Here is a 16,606-nt window from a genome sequence, read left to right on the forward strand (position 1 = left end):
TTTTAATACGGTTTTTGAGCAAAGCCAAAAACCTACGCGCCACTAGGGCTTAAATATACGTTAACAAGTGTTTATATTTTGGGTTACGTCCATAAACAACATCAAAATAAGCATCTTGAAGTTGTTTTGTAATAGGTCCTCGTTTACCATCGCCGATGATGTAATTGTCAATATCTTTGATAGGTGTGACTTCTGCTGCTGTTCCTGTAAAGAAAGACTCATCCGCAATATAGGCTTCATCACGCGTAATGCGTCTGCGCTCAATTGGGATACCTGCTTCACGTGCAAGATCTAAAACAGTTGCTTGTGTAATACTCTCAAGTGAAGTGTCATTTGGAGGTGTAATTAAAACGCCGTTTCTAACGATAAAGAAACACTCACCACTTCCTTCTGCGATAAAACCTTCATCATCAAGCAATAATGCTTCTTCATAACCTGCTTCAAGTGCTTCATATTTTGCCATTTGAGAGTTCAGGTAATTTGCTGCCGCTTTTGCTTTACCCATAGTTGAACTTACAGGATTACGTGTGAATGAAGAAATTTTAACGCGAATACCGTTTTCTAACCCCTCATCACCAAGATAGCTTCCCCACTGCCATGCAGCAATGGCTGTATTAACAGGTGCCTTAACATGATTAAGCCCCATAATGCCATATCCAAGGTAGATTAAAGGTCTAATGTAAACGTTTGATGTAAAATCATTGGATTTCAATAATTCAATATGTGCAGCCTCAAGCTCTTCTAGTGTATAGTTCGCTTTTATGCGTGTAATTTTAGCAGAATTGAGTAAACGTTTTGTATGTTCTCTAAGCTTAAAAATTGCCAAACCATTTTCTGTCATATATGCACGAGTACCTTCAAAAACACCGTTACCATAATGAAGTGTATGGGTCAAGATATGTACTTTTGCATCATCCCATGCAACGAGCTTGCCGTCCATCCAAATGTATTTTGCTTTATCCATTGTTCTACCTTCTTAAAAGTCGTTTTCTAAAGAGATACTATGTTAGCCAAAAATTAATTAAAGATAGTTTTAGTATGAAAAGTTGCGTTATACTTCAATTTGAACACGTCTTTAAAGCAAAGCTCTAAAGACTACGTTAACACTGGGTTCTCTTCGGCAGAGTGCCCACGCACCTTTGGTACTTTGAATGACAAAACAAGGAGTAAACATCATGAAAGCAAAACTATATTTCGGTTCTATATGCAAAGATAAAGAAGAGCAAAAAGAGGTACGCTCACCTTATGATGGGCGCGTGGTTTCAAGGTTTAGCGTGAGTAATGAAGATGATGCACGTGAAATACTTCATATAGCGCGTAAAGCATCGTCACAGACAAAATTGGTTCCTATGCATCAGCGTGTCAGTTGGCTTTTGGATGTCGCACAAAAATTAGAATCAATGCGTGCAAAAATGGCACTTTGTATAACAGAAGAAGTAGGAAAACCGATTACATTTTCTCGCATTGAGGTGGATCGTTGCATTGAAACCATCAGACTCTCCGCGAATGCAATAACACATGTTAATGGTGAAACGTTTGATACAACAGCAATGCCAAGCGGTAAAAAAAGTCTAGCTTTCTATAAACGAGAAGCTGTTGGCGTTGTTCTTGCTATTACGCCATTTAACTTCCCACTCAATCTTGTAGCCCATAAAATCGCACCAGCCCTTGTTGCTGGCAATGCGGTTATTTTAAAACCAACATCTCAAGCGCCACGCACAGCGTATGAGTTCGTAAAATTTTTCATCGAAAGCCCTTATGCCCCCAAAGATGCTCTAAGCCTTATTTACAGTGGTGAAGGTGTCAATGAAACGTTGATAACCAGTGATATACCTCGTGTCATTAGTTTTACAGGCAGTGTAGGGGTAGGGCAAGAAATTATGCAAAAAGCAGGGATTAAAAAAGTGGCATTGGAACTTGGCGGAAATGCAGCGACGTATATTGATGCTTCAGCCAATATTGCTCTTGCTGCCAAACGGTGCGCAGTAGGTGCATTTATAAATTCTGGACAGGTATGTATCTCTTTACAACGCATCTATGTACATGAAAGCATTTATGACAGCTTTGCAAAAGCCCTTGTAGAAGAGACAAAAAGCTTACAGGTAGGTTCTCCGTATGATGAGCAAACCTTTATTGGTCCTATGGTCAATGAAGCGGCTGTAGAAAAAGCCAAAAGATGGGTTCAGAGTGCTATGAACGAAGGTGCAAAGCTTCTTTGTGGCGCAAAATTTAAGGATTTGATGTTTGAGCCAACGATTATGGCTGATGTCACCGACGCCATGCAAATTGTATGTGAAGAGGTCTTCGCGCCTATTGTTTCGTTGATAAAAGTCGCTCATTATGAAGAAGCCAAAGAGAAGATGAATGCATCAATGTATGGGCTTCAGTATTCAATTTTTTGTAATGATCTCTCTATGGCACAAAGAGCGATTGATGAGTTAGAAGCAGGTGGTATTGTCATCAATGACATTCCAACGCTCAGATTCGACTTACAGCCTTATGGTGGTATCAAACAAAGTGGTATCGGTAAAGAAGGACCTTATTTTGCGCTTCTTGATGATTATACTCAGATAAAATCTGTGGTAATATGCTAAAAAATATCAATAAAGGAATCCCTATGTTAAAAATTGGCGATCAAGCACCGTTACTCACACTTCCAAATCAAGACAATGTGGAAATTTCACTTAGAGATTTAGAAGGTAAATGGGTAGTATTGTATTTTTACCCAAAAGACAGTACTCCTGGATGTACCACTGAAGCATGCGATTTTACAGCGGCATTGCCAGCATTTGAAGACTTAAATGCTGTTGTTTTAGGTGTGAGCCCCGATAGTACAGCATCTCATCAAAAGTTTATTGCAAAACAAAAACTTGAAATTACATTACTTTCAGATATGGATACAGAAGTAGCCCAGCGCTATGGCGTTTGGCAACTCAAAAAGTTTTGTGGAAAAGAGTATATGGGTATTGTACGTTCAACATTTTTAATTGACCCAAGTGGAAAAATCGCTGGACTCTGGTCAAATGTAAAAGTCAAAGATCACGCAAATGAAGTAAAAAAAGCATTAGAAGCACTTCAATAAAGTGCTTCTTTTTTTGCTTTAGTTGCTAACTGAAATAGCACATCCAATCCATTCTTCACGAATGGCATCGCTAGAAGAGACTTCATTGGTACGGAGTCTCTCTGTCGCAACGTTATGTTTAGTCGTCAAATTCTGAATGATTGCCTCAGCGCGCTTGGAGGCTAGTGATTGAAGTGCCTCAGGTGTAATGGTGACACTTTCTGCAATTTTAGCGATTAAGCGATCATTAATTGCACCCACATCCAAACTCTCTTCTTTGTAGGATTTCATAAGTTTACTGTATGCATCATCAGAATATTTTTGGATGAAAAGTTTTTTGATAGCTTTACCATAACTATCATCTTCTTTACTTTTTTTAGGAATCATCGCTTCAATTTGTGCAGTCACATTTTGCTCTTGCAAAGCTTTCGTATCAAGAGCTTCATTGAAGCTTGGAGTAATGAGCAATTTAAGTTCACTGCGTTTTTCCAAAATTTGTTTATATTGCTCCATTTTCTCTTCTTCTGAATCGATAAGTGCGTATTCACCTGCTGCAAAATCAATACTTTTTAGGTTTTCAGTCTCAATGCCAAGAATTGAGCCTAGGAGTTTGAAAGGAGAAGTAACAACGCTGCCAATTAAATTTCCAATGGCTCGCCATATAATACTTCCATAACGAAATTCGGGGTCATTGAGGTCACCGCTGACTGGTAAATCAATATCAATTTGTCCTTTTGAGTCTTTCAAAATGGCGATGGCAAGCCCTAATGGTAAGTTTGTCGCTTCTTCGCTTTCAATCTTATCTCCAAGAGTAAGTGAGTCAAGATTGATTTTATTATCGCCTTCCATTAACCCTTTTTTAATTTTGTAGTTGAGATCCATGGAGAGTTTTCCCTCTTTGATCGCATATCCTACAAACTTACCAGAATAAGGTGTTAAAGAGGGCATGTCAATATTTTTGAAGAGGATTTTGAGATTGGCTCTATTTTTAAAATCAAACGGTAAAACAGAGCCCTCAATTTTAGCGTATCCGTATTTATCGACTTTTCCTTCAAGTTTTAAGACAGAAGGTTTTGTATTTTTAGTATCAAGTGTTGTGAAATTTCCCTTGAGTTGATTGACAAATGTGGCAAAAGGGATAGGCAGAGAAGCATCTTTGAAATTTGCACTACCTTGCTTCATAGTGACCGTACCAATAAGAAGTGCCATCTCTTCTTCTTTTGGAGGTTGTTTTCCTTTAACTACTTTTTTAGGAGGAGGTGGAGGTGTTTTTGAAGGCTTGATAATATTTGAAAAATTGGTACTTTTGTCTTTTTTGATATCTAAATTGACATACGGCTTAATTAAGTCAATTTTTTTCACCTGTAAAGAAGATGGAGTCGTTGAAAATACTACGCCATCAACATCAAGCTTATCCCACGCGATGATAGGTTTTTTAAAACGATCTAGGACACTTAGTTTATTTAATTCAACGGTACTTTCAAGTTTAATATTTGGTTTATCTCCAAAAGTCGCTTGAATTTTAGAATTGAGGTTCAGTAGCCCTTCTTTTAAAATCAATGTCGTAAAAGGAACAAGGTATGGTTGCGCTTTTGATAAAGAGAGTGCTTTTGTTTGTAATTCTAGAGCAATTTTTGCCGCAGAAGGAATAACAGAGCCTTTGAGATTGATTTGCGCAGTTTTATCAACAGTACTATTGAGCTCGTAGGTGATGGCGCTATTCATATCTTGAGTAATATTTTGAGCTGTTAGTTTCAGGGGCTCAAGGCGAGTTACTGTACTTTTAACATTTTGATCCATTACATCTATAGCAGCGTCATTAATTTCTAATGTTTTAAGCGCAAATTTCCATTCATTGTTTTGCGATGTATCTTTTGCTGACGCTGGTGCTTGCTGTTTTGTTGGAGTGCTATTCGCGGGCACAAAGAGACGAACTAAATTCAGTTGATAATTTTTTTCTAATTTCACATCTACAAAAGGTTTAGTCATTGAGGCTTTATCAATAGTAACTTTTGAAGTTTGTAGGTCAAAATCGATGGTGTCGAGTTTTAGAGAGGGAACGTTTATGATAGTTTTCTTCTCTGTATCAACAAAGCGAATATTCTCTAATGAGGCAGAGGCTTTTTCTAACGTGACAAGAGGTTTTTCTTTGCTAAGATCAATTAAAAAAGGAACACGAAGAGAGAGATCGCCTTCTGAAAGATGCGCTGGGATCGTTGGAAGTGCATATTTCCAAAAAGATGGAAGCGGAAGGTGTGTGATATTAAGTTCACCATAAAATTTTAATGGTTCAATAGAAGCACTACTCGCAACGGTTATTTTCTCTTCATTTTGAAGTGCAATTTTGAGAGCATGAATGCTAAGGTCGTCTTTATGAAAACTAAGGTTATTGACCACATAGTTCATAGGCCCAATTTCAAGTTTAAAAGGCTCGCTAGGTCTTTCATCCGTAAAATTTGTTTTGGCATTTTGGATGTCAATATGCTCAATGGTAAATGGCATAACAAGACTGTCGTCGGTTGTTGCATTATTTTCTGGCGTTGCTGGGGTGGCTGGGAAAAGACTAAGAAGGCTCAAACTTCCTTTAGAGTCAATTTTCAGATCCACAAAAGGTTTTTCAAGAAGAAGTGATTTGACGAAAAACTCTTTTTTGAAAAGATAAGAGGGTTCATAATTGACATAAAGATGCTCAAGTGATGCTGCGTTGTTTCCTGCTTTATCTTGAAGTGCAAAATTATTAAGATGTAGCTCAAAAGTAAAAGGATTAAACAGTACGTTTTCGATTGAAACAAAGATGCCTACCTTTTCTTTTAGCAGAGAAGGTAACTGGGTACGTGCCCACCATGGAAGAATGACAAATCCGCTCAAAGTATAGAGTAGCGGCAGAAAAATCAACCAAAACAGTATATTTTTAAAACACTTTTTTAGCATCGCATACTCCTTTTTTAGGGCTAATTTATTATACAACAAAATGCAAAAGTTCTATTTAAAAGTTCTATTAGTTCTATAGTGTGAGGATGGTTATATGTTACCTATGTTATACTTTTAAAAAATTTATACTTTAATAAAGAAATCTCATGCTCGTTCATATTTGCTGCTCTGTAGATAGCCACTTTTTTTTGCAAAAATTGCAACAAATGTATCCCTCCGAAAAACTTGTAGGCTTTTTTTACGATCCTAATATTCATCCTTTTAGTGAACATGAATTAAGATTATTAGATGTTAAGCGTAGTTGCGCAAAATTGGGTATTCCATTGCATGTAGGTGCGTATAATTACGAAGGATGGTTAGAGGCTGTACGTGGGCTAGAATATGAACCTGAAAAAGGCAAACGCTGCTTGGTATGTTTTGATAACAGGTTAGAAGAAAGTGCAAAAAAAGCTCTAGAACTTGGCGAAAAAGTAATAACAACAACCTTACTAACAAGTCCAAAAAAATCACTTGATCAGTTAGAAAAAGCTCTGCGTATTATTGCTGATAAATATCATTTGGATATTGTTGTACCTGATTTTAGAAAAAATGGTGGTACTCAAGAACAATTTGCTCTTGCAAAAAAAGATATGCTTTATCATCAAGATTATTGCGGTTGTATTTTTGCATTAAGTGTTCAAAGATCACAACAAAACAGATGGGCGGATGAGTTAAGTTGCCCATTAAGACCTCAAGTTTTACCTTCATCCATTGAAGATCGTATAGCACTTTACGAAAGAGTAATGACACTTGAAAATGAAAAAACACCTTTTAAACTTGTACGCGAAAAATTTTTAAATTACAGATTATCTCGTGCATGGATTAAAAACAATAACAAGGAAATTATTCCTAGTTATGTTCTCTTTTATTCAACGTGTAAAAAAGAGTATGTGAAAACAAAAATCGAAGCAATAGTAGAAGGAGTAGGGTTTTCAAATAAAGAAGAAGCCCGTTTTATTTCCATCAATACTTTCAATAAAATAGCGAATACACAATATGCAACTGTCAAAGAGTTACTCCACAATCCTCCGAGTCTTGAAGTGGAAATCACTTTTAGAAACAGTATTACGCAATCATTATTTGCTTCATTAACACCTCTTATCATTGTAGATGAAGTAAAATTAGAATCATATGAGCTCTTTATTCAAAGCAAAACATACCATGACATTAGAGAAAATTTAGTATTAATTAGCTAAAATATTAGAATTTTGTTAGAAGGTTTCAAAGATGTTAATTGATGTTGTAGAGATTCAAAAAATACTTCCCCATCGCTTTCCTTTTTTACTTGTTGATAGAATTACAGCACTAACTCCAGGTGAGTCTATCGAAGGGTTTAAAAATATTACGATTGGTGAGCAGATTTTTCAAGGACACTTTCCAGATCATCCAATTTACCCTGGTGTTATGATTATTGAGGGTATGGCGCAAGCAGGCGGTGTGCTTGCATTTAAAAGCATGGATGAAGAAAAGCAAGAAGATACAAAAGAAAAAGTGGTTTATTTTATGAGTATCGATAATGCAAAATTTAGAAATCCTGTAAAGCCAGGCGATCAATTGGTTTATAAACTGAGTGTCCTAAAACACAGAGGTAACATCTGGGTTTTAGATGCTAAAGCTTATGTTGATGACAAATTAGTCGCAGAAGCCGAACTTAAAGCTATGATAGTGGACAAATAACATGCCAAACATTCACCCAACCGCCATTGTTGAAGAAGGAGCGAGTTTAGCAGACGATGTAAAAATCGGTGCTTATGCGTTTGTATCTAAAGATACCACACTCAAAAGTGGTGTTGAGGTGATGCAAGGAGCGCAAATCTATGGCATAACAAAGATTGCAGAAGATACAAAAATCTGCCCTTATGCTGTTATCGGTATGCCTCCACAAGATACAGGTTATAAGCCTGAAGATGATGTGCGTGTTGAGATTGGTCGTAATGTTATGATCCGCGAATTTGTAACAATCAATGCAGGTACTAAAAAAGGCGGTGGTGTTACACGTATTGGCAATAATTGTTTTATTATGATTTACTGCCACATCGCTCATGACTGCCAAGTAGGCAATAATGTCATTATGGCAAACAATGCGACCCTCGCTGGACATGTTCATATTGGCTCTTTTACTGTTATTGGTGGTATGACACCAATTCATCAGTTTGTCCATATCGGTGAGGGTGTTATGATCGGTGGTGCAAGTGCTGTCAGTCAAGATATCCCTGATTTTTGTCTCGCAGAAGGCAATCGCGCTGTGGTTCGTGGGCTTAACAGTGTTGGATTGAAGCGTCGTTTTGAAAGAGAAGATATTACTGCCATTCAAAGTGCCTACAAGCAACTTTTTAGAAGCGAAAGTCCTATTAAAGAGACAGCTGCAAAATTGCTAGAGAACGAAACGAACGAAAAAGTGTTGCAAATGTGCAATTTTATTATGGAATCCACAAGAGGCATTCCGTATGAGAGGAAAAATAATGGTTAATAGAGAGTGTAGTTTTTGTGGTACTAAAGAGAGTAGCGACACACGTTTAATTGCAGGAGATGATGTATTTATCTGCGAACATTGTGTTATCTCTGCCCATAAAATCTTTTTTGGAGAAATCCCAGAGCCTTCCATGAGCAGTAGCGAAGAGCCTTTTAACCAAGAGCTTCTAGCTCCAAAAGAGCTCAAAAAAGTCCTCGATGATTTTGTCATCGGTCAAGACCAAGCGAAAAAGATTTTTTCAGTAGGTGTTTACAATCATTACAAACGAATTTTTAAACAAAGTACCATTTCGGATGACACTGAAATTTCTAAATCAAATATCTTATTGATCGGACCAACAGGTAGTGGTAAAACATTGATGGCACAAACTTTGGCACGCTTTTTAGATGTACCTATTGCTATCTCCGATGCAACAAGCCTTACAGAAGCAGGTTATGTAGGTGAAGATGTTGAAAACATCCTTACAAAGCTTCTTCAATGTGCGAATGGTGATATTAAAAAAGCGGAGCAAGGTATTGTCTTTATCGATGAAATTGACAAAATTGCGCGTATGAGTGAAAATCGTTCTATCACTAGAGATGTTTCAGGTGAGGGTGTCCAGCAAGCATTGCTTAAAATCATTGAGGGAAGCGTAGTCAATATCCCACCAAAAGGTGGACGTAAACATCCTAACCAAGATTTTATTCAGATCGATACAACTAACATATTATTTGTATGTGCGGGTGCTTTTGATGGTCTAGAAGAGATTATCAAACGCCGTATCGGTAAAAATGTTCTTGGTTTTGAGCAAGAAAAACGTACAAAAAGCCAAGATGAAGGGCTCTTTGATTTGGTTGAGCCAGATGATTTAGTCCATTATGGTTTGATTCCAGAGCTTATTGGTCGTTTGCACGTTACGGCAAAACTCGCTCCTATCACTAAAGATGATATGGTTCGTATTTTGACAGAGCCAAAAAATGCAATTTACAAACAGTATAAAAAACTTTTTGCAATTGATAATGTTGAGCTCTCTTTTGAAAAAGAGGCACTAGAATCTGTAGCAGAGCTTGCGATTAAGCGAAAGACAGGAGCTAGAGGGTTAAGAAGCATTATGGAAGACATCATGGTTGATGTCATGTATGAATTACCAGAATTAGATGGTTATGAAGTTATGATTACCAAAGATGTGGTACTAAAAGGTGAAAAACCACTTTATATCAAAAAAGATAAAAAAAGTGCGTAAAAAAGGATTAATGAAATGATTTTGGATAAGGTTATAGGATTTTTCTCAAGTGATATGAGTATCGACCTAGGAACTGCCAATACATTGGTATTGGTTAAAGGTAAAGGTATTATTATCAATGAGCCTTCTGTTGTTGCAGTACAACGTAACCGTTATGGTAAACAAAATATCCTAGCGGTCGGTAAAGAGGCAAAAAACATGGTGGGTAAAACACCAGGTGATATTGAAGCAATTCGTCCAATGCGTGATGGTGTTATTGCCGATTTTGATATGACCGAAAAAATGATTCGTTATTTCATTGAAAAAGCACACAGAAGAAAAAGCTTTTTACGCCCTCGTATTATTATCTGTGTACCATATGGTTTAACTCAGGTTGAACGTAAAGCTGTACGTGAATCTGCAATGAGTGCGGGTGCGCGTGAAGTTTTCTTGATCGAAGAGCCAATGGCAGCAGCAATTGGTGCTGGACTTCCTGTTCGCGACCCACAAGGTAGTTTAGTTGTTGATATCGGTGGTGGTACAACAGAAATCGGTGTTGTCTCCTTAGGCGGTCTTGTTATCAGCAAATCAATTCGTGTCGCAGGTGATAAAATTGATATGGCGATTGTAGATTACGTTAAGAAAAAATATAACCTATTAATCGGTGAGAGAACAGGTGAAGAGATTAAAATCGCTATAGGTACAGCTGTGCCTATGGATGAACCTATCTCTATGATGGTTAAAGGACGTGACCAAGTCAGCGGACTTTTAAGCCGTATTGAACTTACGAGTGAAGATGTAAGAGACGCGATTAAAGAACCATTAAAAGAGATTGCTGATGCTCTTAAAGATGTCCTTGAAGTAATGCCTCCTGATCTTGCGGGCGATATTGTCGAAAATGGTATTGTTCTTACAGGTGGTGGTGCACTTATTCGTGGATTTGATAAATACCTTTCAGACATCGTTAAATTGCCTGTTTTTGTTGCAGATGAACCATTGCTTGCTGTTGCTAAAGGTACAGGTAAAGCACTCGAAGAGATTGAACTTTTACAACAATTATCGAATGAGTAAATTTAAAATTATTATTTTGCTTGGTATTTTTGTGTTTGTATCGTTTCGGTACAGCACAGATGCTAGGCATATCATAGGTGGCATCAATACAAAAATTCTTGCCTCCTATGTTGATATGAAGATGCGTATTCAAGATAAAATTGATGAGCATCTCTCTCAACAAGAAGAAATTCAGCGATTACGAGCAGAAAATCAAACATTGCAAAAATCAGCTGTTCTTTCTATTGCTTTTGCAAGCAAGCTGAATGATATACTTAAAGAGCACAATATCGCAGGTTATCATCCTAGTGTTACTATGGTTGAATCTATTGGTTATACCAATCTCAATGATTATGGCAAAGTTTGGTTGAAATTTAACGAATTTAATCAGAGTAAGATTTATGGTCTATTACAACAAGGGTACGCTGCAGGAATTGTTGTTTCAAACGATGGACATCCACAAGGTTTACTTCTTAGTGATCCCAAATCTATTTTTGCTGTTTACGTAGGAAACCAAAAGATGCAAGGGATTGCGCAAGGTAACCGTAAAGAGGTATTGGTAAAGTATATTTCTCAATGGCTTCAGCCTCAAGTGGGTGATGAAGTGATTACAAGTGGACTTGATGGAATATTTTTTGAGGGAATTAAAGTCGGTGTTGTGACTGAAGTGATCGAAGAGGAGTCTTCTAAAACAGTTGTAGTAAAACCCTATACGACACCACATGTGCCTTCATATATGCATGTGATTATGCAAAATTAGTCTTGAACCCAGAGCCTAGAAAGGTGTTGGGTTGAATACTACATGTAGATTAAAGGAAAAAGATGCCAAAACGCCAAGATATTAAAACCATATTATTAATCGGATCAGGTCCTATTGTTATCGGACAGGCATGTGAATTTGACTATTCAGGAACCCAAGCGGCAAAAACTTTAAAAGAACTTGGATACAGAGTTGTTCTTGTTAACTCGAATCCAGCGACAATTATGACAGACCCTGAATTTGCAGATCGCACTTATATTGAACCTATTACGCCTGAAGTAATTGCTCGTATTATTGAAAAAGAGGGCGTTGACGCTGTTCTTCCAACGATGGGCGGACAAACAGCGCTAAACGTAGCGATGACCATGCATGAGAAAGGTATGCTTAACGGTGTTCAATTTTTAGGTGCTAATCCAGAGGCGATTAAAAAAGGTGAAGATAGACAAGCCTTTAAAGAGGCAATGATCAAAATTGGTATGGATTTACCTATCAGTGCGTATGCGTATAATCTAGAAGAAGCATATGCAGCAGCTGAAAAAATCGGCTTTCCTTTAATTATTAGAGCATCGTATACCCTAGCTGGTGGCGGTAGTGGTGTAGCCTATAACATCGATGAATTTAAAGAACTTGCAATGGCAGGACTTGATGCAAGTCCGATTAATGAAATTCTGATTGAAGAGTCACTGCTTGGTTGGAAAGAGTACGAGATGGAAGTTATTCGTGATCGTGCTGATAACTGCATTATCGTCTGTTCTATCGAAAACTTTGACCCAATGGGTGTTCATACAGGTGATTCCATTACGATAGCACCTGCATTAACATTGACCGATAAAGAGTATCAACGTATGCGTAATGCTTCGTTTGCAATTCTTCGTGAAATTGGTGTTGATACAGGCGGAAGTAACGTTCAGTTCTCAATTTGCCCTAATACCGGTCGTATGACTGTTATTGAGATGAATCCACGCGTAAGTAGAAGTTCAGCACTTGCTTCAAAAGCGACAGGTTATCCGATTGCTAAAGTGGCAACACTTTTAGCAGTTGGTTTTACACTCGATGAGATTAAAAATGACATCACTGGAACGGCAGCAAGTTTTGAGCCAGTTATTGACTATATCGTAACGAAGATCCCTCGTTTTACGTTTGAAAAATTTCCTCTTGCAGACTCAACACTTACGACTTCAATGAAAAGTGTGGGTGAAGTTATGGCAATTGGCCGTACTTTTAAAGAGTCATTCCAGAAAGCACTTTGTTCACTTGAGACCAACTTAAGTGGTTTTGAGAGCTTAAAAGTTGATGATGATAAACTCAAAAATGAAGTTCGCCGTCCAAACTGCGATAGAGCATTGTATGTAGGCGAAGCATTCCGTAGAGGTTACAGTGTAGAAGAGGTTTTTGCTCTCAGTAAAATTGATCCATGGTTCTTAAATCAAATCAAAGAGATTATCGACTTTGAGAAAAAAATCGATATGTTTATTTTAAATGATGAAACCTTGTTGCGTCAAGCTAAAACGATGGGCTTCTCTGACAAAATGATCGCAAAACTTATCAACAAAGAAGACAATTTAGAACTAACAACGAATGATATTTATTTTGCACGTAATAAGCTGGGTATTGATTTTGAATACAATGAAGTAGATACATGTGCGGCTGAGTTTAAAGCGCTTACACCGTATCTTTACTCAACAACCAATGTGACTAAACTTCCTACGAGTCCAAAAGTTGAGGATAACCAGAAAAAAGTTATGATTATTGGTGGTGGACCAAACAGAATTGGTCAAGGTATCGAGTTTGACTACTGTTGTGTACATGCTGCATATGCGCTGAACGATATGGGTGTTAAAACGATTATGTACAACTGTAATCCAGAAACCGTATCGACAGACTATGATACTAGCGATATTCTCTATTTTGAACCAATTGACTTTGAACACGTTAGAAGTGTTGTGGAAAAAGAACAACCAGATGGCATTATCGTTCACTTTGGTGGACAAACACCTCTTAAACTCGCAAAGCGTTTAACCGTTATCGGGGCAAAAATCATCGGTACAACGGCGCGTGTAATTGATATGGCAGAAGATAGAGAGAAATTCTCACAGTTTATCAAAGAAAACAATATCAAACAACCAAACAACGCAACTGCAACGTCTGAGGAAGAAGCAATCGAAAAAGCAAAAGAGATTGGTTATCCTGTGCTTGTACGTCCAAGCTATGTTTTGGGTGGCCGTGCTATGCGTATTGTTTACAATGAGAGCGAGCTTAGAATCTATATGAACGAAGCAGTAAGTGTAAGCCACAACTCACCTGTATTAATTGATCAATTCTTAGATCGCGCAATTGAAGTGGATGTTGATGCAATTTGTGATGGCAAAGATGTGTATATCGGTGGTATTATGCAGCATATTGAAGAAGCAGGTATTCACAGCGGTGATAGCGCATGTTCATTACCATCTGTTAGCCTAAGCGATGCAATTCTTGCTAAGATTGAAAAACAGACACAACAAATCGCCCTAAATCTTGGTGTTGTTGGTTTGATGAATATTCAATACGCGATTTATCAAGACGATGTTTATATGATTGAGGTCAATCCACGCGCAAGCCGTACGGTTCCGTTTGTCAGTAAAGCGACAGGTATTCCTATGGCAAAAGTTGCAACACGTGTTATGTTCCAAGGAAATCTACGTGAAGCACTTAAATTCTACGATAAATTCAATATGGTAACTGAAGAAAATGGTCTTTTAAAACCTAAAAAACTAAACCACGTTGCAGTGAAAGAGGCAGTATTCCCATTCAACAAGCTTCAAGGCGCTGACCTTATTTTAGGACCTGAAATGAAATCGACAGGTGAAGTTATGGGTATCAGTAAAAACTTCCCAGCTTCATTTGCAAAAAGCCAAATTGCATCAGCAAACGTCCTTCCTAAGAGTGGAGCAGTGTTTATCTCTTTGGTTGACATCGACAAGTCATTTGCAAAAGAAATTGGAACAAAATTTGAAGCACTTGGTTTTAAAGTTGTTGCGACAGGTGGAACACATAAAGCGCTTCAAGATGCAGGCGTAAACGCTGAATTTGTTTATAAAATCTCTGAAGGTAGACCAAACATCGAAGATAAGCTCAAAAATGGAGATATCGCTTTAGTCATCAATACCAGCGATAACAAATCAAGCAAAGACGATGCGAAGAAAATTCGCCAAGCGGTTCTTCGCTTTAAAATTCCATACTTTACAACGGTTGCTGCTGCAGCTGCTGCAACAACAGCGATTGAGTACATCCAAGATAAAAGCGCGCTTGAGCCAAGAGCGTTACAAGACTATTTAAACTAGCAAAACAATGAACCCTGATCTTGTTTATCTCGCACAAACAGAGACAACAGCAGGGTTCCTCTCTCAAAATAACGAAGCACTCGTCAAAACGAAAAATCGTCCTAGCGGTAAATCGTTTTTGATGAGTGTTGATTCTCTTCAAACACTTCGCTCTTTTACACGAGTTCCAAAAGCCCATAAAAACAGAATTAGAAGAGCTTCAAAAACGACGTTTGTTTATGCATGTGGTTTAGCAATTCGTGTGGTCAAGGATGAAGAGCATTTGCAGTTTTTACGAAAACTTACATGGAGTTATTCCACTTCTTCCAATCCCAGTGGCAAAGGTTTTACTGAGTCATATGCCCTTGAAAAATCTGATGTCATTGTTTATACCGCTAAAGGTTTTTTTGAAGATCAACCTTCTTCCATTTATAAGCTTGGAAAAGTAAAAATGAGGAAACTACGCTAATGAACTTAGAAAAACTCAAAAATGCAGAAGAGTATTTTTTAGAATTGTATCCTGAGGGTTTTAAAGATATAGGACTTCAACCTATCGTCAAACGACACAATACTGCAAAAATAGGTGAACACGTTCGTGAGCTATTTGCAAAAAAGAACTTTGCTCAGCCAGAACTCATCTGTGAAAACTTTGCAAAAATCGTCTCAAAATCAACGCTTATTTCACTCTTTGAAAAGCCAAAAATACGAGATATGGTCACGTCCATGAGAATGGAGCGAAGAGATATGCTCAGTATTGGTTTGTATGAAATGCTTTATGGTGACAAAGAAGAGGGCTTTGAAACATTGGTGGAAGTGCTTTCATTTTATGGCTTGGCAAAATGGTCTATCGTAACGCTTATACCGTACTATTTTTACAGAGATACAGAGTTTTTCATCAAGCCTACAACCACTAAAAATATTCTCTCTTTTTTTGAGATAGAAGGTTTGACCTATAAACCTAAACCGAGCTATGAATTTTATGCGGCATATACCACTGTATTAGAAACGATGAAACAAAATGTTGGTGAGAAGATAAGCCACGATGACAATGCCGCTTTTACAGGCTTCTTGATGATGGCAATGGAAGAATAGTCAAGAGCAATGCCAAAAGTTCATTTACTGCGCAGGATGATTTAACACAACATCTTTTGAAGTACATATAAAATTTTTCGTGATACAATTGTTTGTATGAGTTTTATTATCTCACTTAAAGGAGAGGAAATGCAAATAATAAAAATTGTATTATCGATGCTTTTATGTGCTTCGTTATCCTATGCAGAATCAGTTGCAGATAAAAGAAAAGCCATCAATACTGAAAGCCAAGAGACATTAGCTATGCTCTATAAAGCATATCCAAGTTCAAAAAATGATATTAAACAAGCTTATGGGTATGCTACATTTAGTAATATTGGTGTTAATCTTATTTTCTTATCTGCAGAAGGTGGGAGCGGCGTCACCGTAAATAATAAAACAAGCAAAAAAACATATATGAAGATGGCTTCAGGTGGTATAGGTATCGGGCTTGGAGTTAAAGATTTTAGAGCAATATTTGTTTTTGACAATAAAGATGTACTTGAGTCATTTGTGAATAATGGCTGGGAAGCAAATGCTCAAGCAGATGCAGCAGCAAAATCTGACAGTAAAGGCGGTTCATTTGAGGGAGCTGTGACAGTACAACCTGGAATGAGATTGTATAAACTGACTAAAAATGGTTTAGCACTGCAAGCAACTATACAAGGCACAAAATATTGGAAAGATGACGATTTGAATTAAAATCATTTAGAAGATAGAT

Annotated in this window: 14 protein-coding genes; 12 read left to right on the top strand and 2 right to left on the bottom strand. The window is 37.5% G+C overall.

Annotated elements, in window-relative coordinates; all coding sequences use genetic code 11:
• Positions 1-49 precede the first annotated feature (49 nt).
• Positions 50-964: a branched-chain amino acid transaminase gene (locus UCH001_RS01105; protein ID WP_067173118.1), complete on the bottom strand. Its 915-nt coding sequence runs from the start codon at positions 962-964 to the stop codon at positions 50-52.
• Positions 965-1,175: 211 nt separating this feature from the next.
• Between UCH001_RS01105 and UCH001_RS01110 the strand changes: the two genes are divergently transcribed.
• Positions 1,176-2,594 (top strand): aldehyde dehydrogenase family protein, encoded by a 1,419-nt coding sequence (locus UCH001_RS01110; RefSeq protein ID WP_067173122.1) that lies wholly within the window; start codon positions 1,176-1,178, stop codon positions 2,592-2,594.
• A 23-nt stretch (positions 2,595-2,617) separates the two neighbouring features.
• The gene (bcp, locus tag UCH001_RS01115) at positions 2,618-3,082 is read left to right on the top strand and encodes a thioredoxin-dependent thiol peroxidase (RefSeq protein WP_067173126.1); all 465 of its coding nucleotides are present in this window, start codon (positions 2,618-2,620) and stop codon (positions 3,080-3,082) included.
• A gap of 18 nt (positions 3,083-3,100) precedes the next feature.
• Here bcp and UCH001_RS01120 read toward each other — a convergent pair whose 3' ends face one another.
• Positions 3,101-5,992, bottom strand: coding sequence for a DUF748 domain-containing protein (locus UCH001_RS01120; RefSeq protein ID WP_067173128.1), 2,892 nt, complete (start codon positions 5,990-5,992; stop codon positions 3,101-3,103).
• Between the two features lie 146 nt (positions 5,993-6,138).
• On the opposite strand from UCH001_RS01120, the gene UCH001_RS01125 reads away from it, so the two are divergent.
• The 10 genes from UCH001_RS01125 to UCH001_RS01170 all read left to right on the top strand — a co-directional run bounded on the left by UCH001_RS01125 (position 6,139) and on the right by UCH001_RS01170 (position 16,587).
• Entirely contained in the window at positions 6,139-7,227 is a 1,089-nt protein-coding gene (locus UCH001_RS01125) for an epoxyqueuosine reductase QueH (RefSeq protein ID WP_067173130.1), read from the top strand.
• Between the two features lie 31 nt (positions 7,228-7,258).
• A complete protein-coding gene (fabZ, locus tag UCH001_RS01130) occupies positions 7,259-7,708 on the top strand; it encodes a 3-hydroxyacyl-ACP dehydratase FabZ (protein WP_067173132.1) in 450 nt (149 codons plus the stop codon).
• 1 nt (position 7,709) lies between these two features.
• Positions 7,710-8,501, top strand: coding sequence for an acyl-ACP--UDP-N-acetylglucosamine O-acyltransferase (lpxA, locus tag UCH001_RS01135; protein WP_067173135.1), 792 nt, complete (start codon positions 7,710-7,712; stop codon positions 8,499-8,501).
• Entirely contained in the window at positions 8,494-9,726 is a 1,233-nt protein-coding gene (gene clpX / locus UCH001_RS01140; protein ID WP_067173138.1) for an ATP-dependent Clp protease ATP-binding subunit ClpX, read from the top strand. The genes lpxA and clpX overlap by 8 nt, the downstream gene beginning before the upstream one ends.
• A 15-nt stretch (positions 9,727-9,741) precedes the next feature.
• Positions 9,742-10,776: a rod shape-determining protein gene (locus UCH001_RS01145; RefSeq protein ID WP_067173141.1), complete on the top strand. Its 1,035-nt coding sequence runs from the start codon at positions 9,742-9,744 to the stop codon at positions 10,774-10,776.
• Complete coding sequence (gene mreC, locus UCH001_RS01150; RefSeq protein WP_067173144.1) at positions 10,769-11,515, top strand: rod shape-determining protein MreC; 747 nt, start codon at positions 10,769-10,771, stop codon at positions 11,513-11,515. The genes UCH001_RS01145 and mreC overlap by 8 nt, the downstream gene beginning before the upstream one ends.
• Before the next feature lie 62 nt (positions 11,516-11,577).
• Positions 11,578-14,835: a carbamoyl-phosphate synthase large subunit gene (carB, locus tag UCH001_RS01155; RefSeq protein ID WP_067173148.1), complete on the top strand. Its 3,258-nt coding sequence runs from the start codon at positions 11,578-11,580 to the stop codon at positions 14,833-14,835.
• Positions 14,836-14,842: 7 nt separating this feature from the next.
• Positions 14,843-15,283 carry a Sua5 YciO YrdC YwlC family protein gene (locus tag UCH001_RS01160; protein WP_067173151.1) on the top strand — a complete coding sequence of 147 codons (441 nt, stop codon included), beginning with the start codon at positions 14,843-14,845 and terminating at the stop codon, positions 15,281-15,283.
• Positions 15,283-15,906, top strand: coding sequence for a hypothetical protein (locus UCH001_RS01165; protein ID WP_067173155.1), 624 nt, complete (start codon positions 15,283-15,285; stop codon positions 15,904-15,906). Before UCH001_RS01160 ends, UCH001_RS01165 begins: the two co-directional genes overlap by 1 nt.
• 129 nt (positions 15,907-16,035) lie before the next feature.
• Entirely contained in the window at positions 16,036-16,587 is a 552-nt protein-coding gene (locus UCH001_RS01170) for a hypothetical protein (RefSeq protein ID WP_067173158.1), read from the top strand.
• Positions 16,588-16,606: the final 19 nt, after the last annotated feature.

It is taken from the genome of Sulfurospirillum sp. UCH001, from assembly GCF_001548035.1.
Lineage (GTDB): Bacteria > Campylobacterota > Campylobacteria > Campylobacterales > Sulfurospirillaceae > Sulfurospirillum.

What these genes read in the sequence shown, in the direction of transcription:
- UCH001_RS01165 (WP_067173155.1), top strand. Translation starts at nt 15,283, where the DNA reads ATGAACTTAGAAAAACTCAAAAATGCAGAAGAGTATTTTTTAGAATTG.
- clpX (WP_067173138.1), top strand. Translation starts at nt 8,494, where the DNA reads ATGGTTAATAGAGAGTGTAGTTTTTGTGGTACTAAAGAGAGTAGCGAC.
- UCH001_RS01160 (WP_067173151.1), top strand. Translation starts at nt 14,843, where the DNA reads ATGAACCCTGATCTTGTTTATCTCGCACAAACAGAGACAACAGCAGGG.
- UCH001_RS01105 (WP_067173118.1), bottom strand. Translation starts at nt 964, where the DNA reads ATGGATAAAGCAAAATACATTTGGATGGACGGCAAGCTCGTTGCATGG.
- UCH001_RS01145 (WP_067173141.1), top strand. Translation starts at nt 9,742, where the DNA reads ATGATTTTGGATAAGGTTATAGGATTTTTCTCAAGTGATATGAGTATC.
- UCH001_RS01110 (WP_067173122.1), top strand. Translation starts at nt 1,176, where the DNA reads ATGAAAGCAAAACTATATTTCGGTTCTATATGCAAAGATAAAGAAGAG.
- fabZ (WP_067173132.1), top strand. Translation starts at nt 7,259, where the DNA reads ATGTTAATTGATGTTGTAGAGATTCAAAAAATACTTCCCCATCGCTTT.
- UCH001_RS01125 (WP_067173130.1), top strand. Translation starts at nt 6,139, where the DNA reads ATGCTCGTTCATATTTGCTGCTCTGTAGATAGCCACTTTTTTTTGCAA.
- carB (WP_067173148.1), top strand. Translation starts at nt 11,578, where the DNA reads ATGCCAAAACGCCAAGATATTAAAACCATATTATTAATCGGATCAGGT.
- UCH001_RS01120 (WP_067173128.1), bottom strand. Translation starts at nt 5,992, where the DNA reads ATGCTAAAAAAGTGTTTTAAAAATATACTGTTTTGGTTGATTTTTCTG.
- mreC (WP_067173144.1), top strand. Translation starts at nt 10,769, where the DNA reads ATGAGTAAATTTAAAATTATTATTTTGCTTGGTATTTTTGTGTTTGTA.
- UCH001_RS01170 (WP_067173158.1), top strand. Translation starts at nt 16,036, where the DNA reads ATGCAAATAATAAAAATTGTATTATCGATGCTTTTATGTGCTTCGTTA.
- bcp (WP_067173126.1), top strand. Translation starts at nt 2,618, where the DNA reads ATGTTAAAAATTGGCGATCAAGCACCGTTACTCACACTTCCAAATCAA.
- lpxA (WP_067173135.1), top strand. Translation starts at nt 7,710, where the DNA reads ATGCCAAACATTCACCCAACCGCCATTGTTGAAGAAGGAGCGAGTTTA.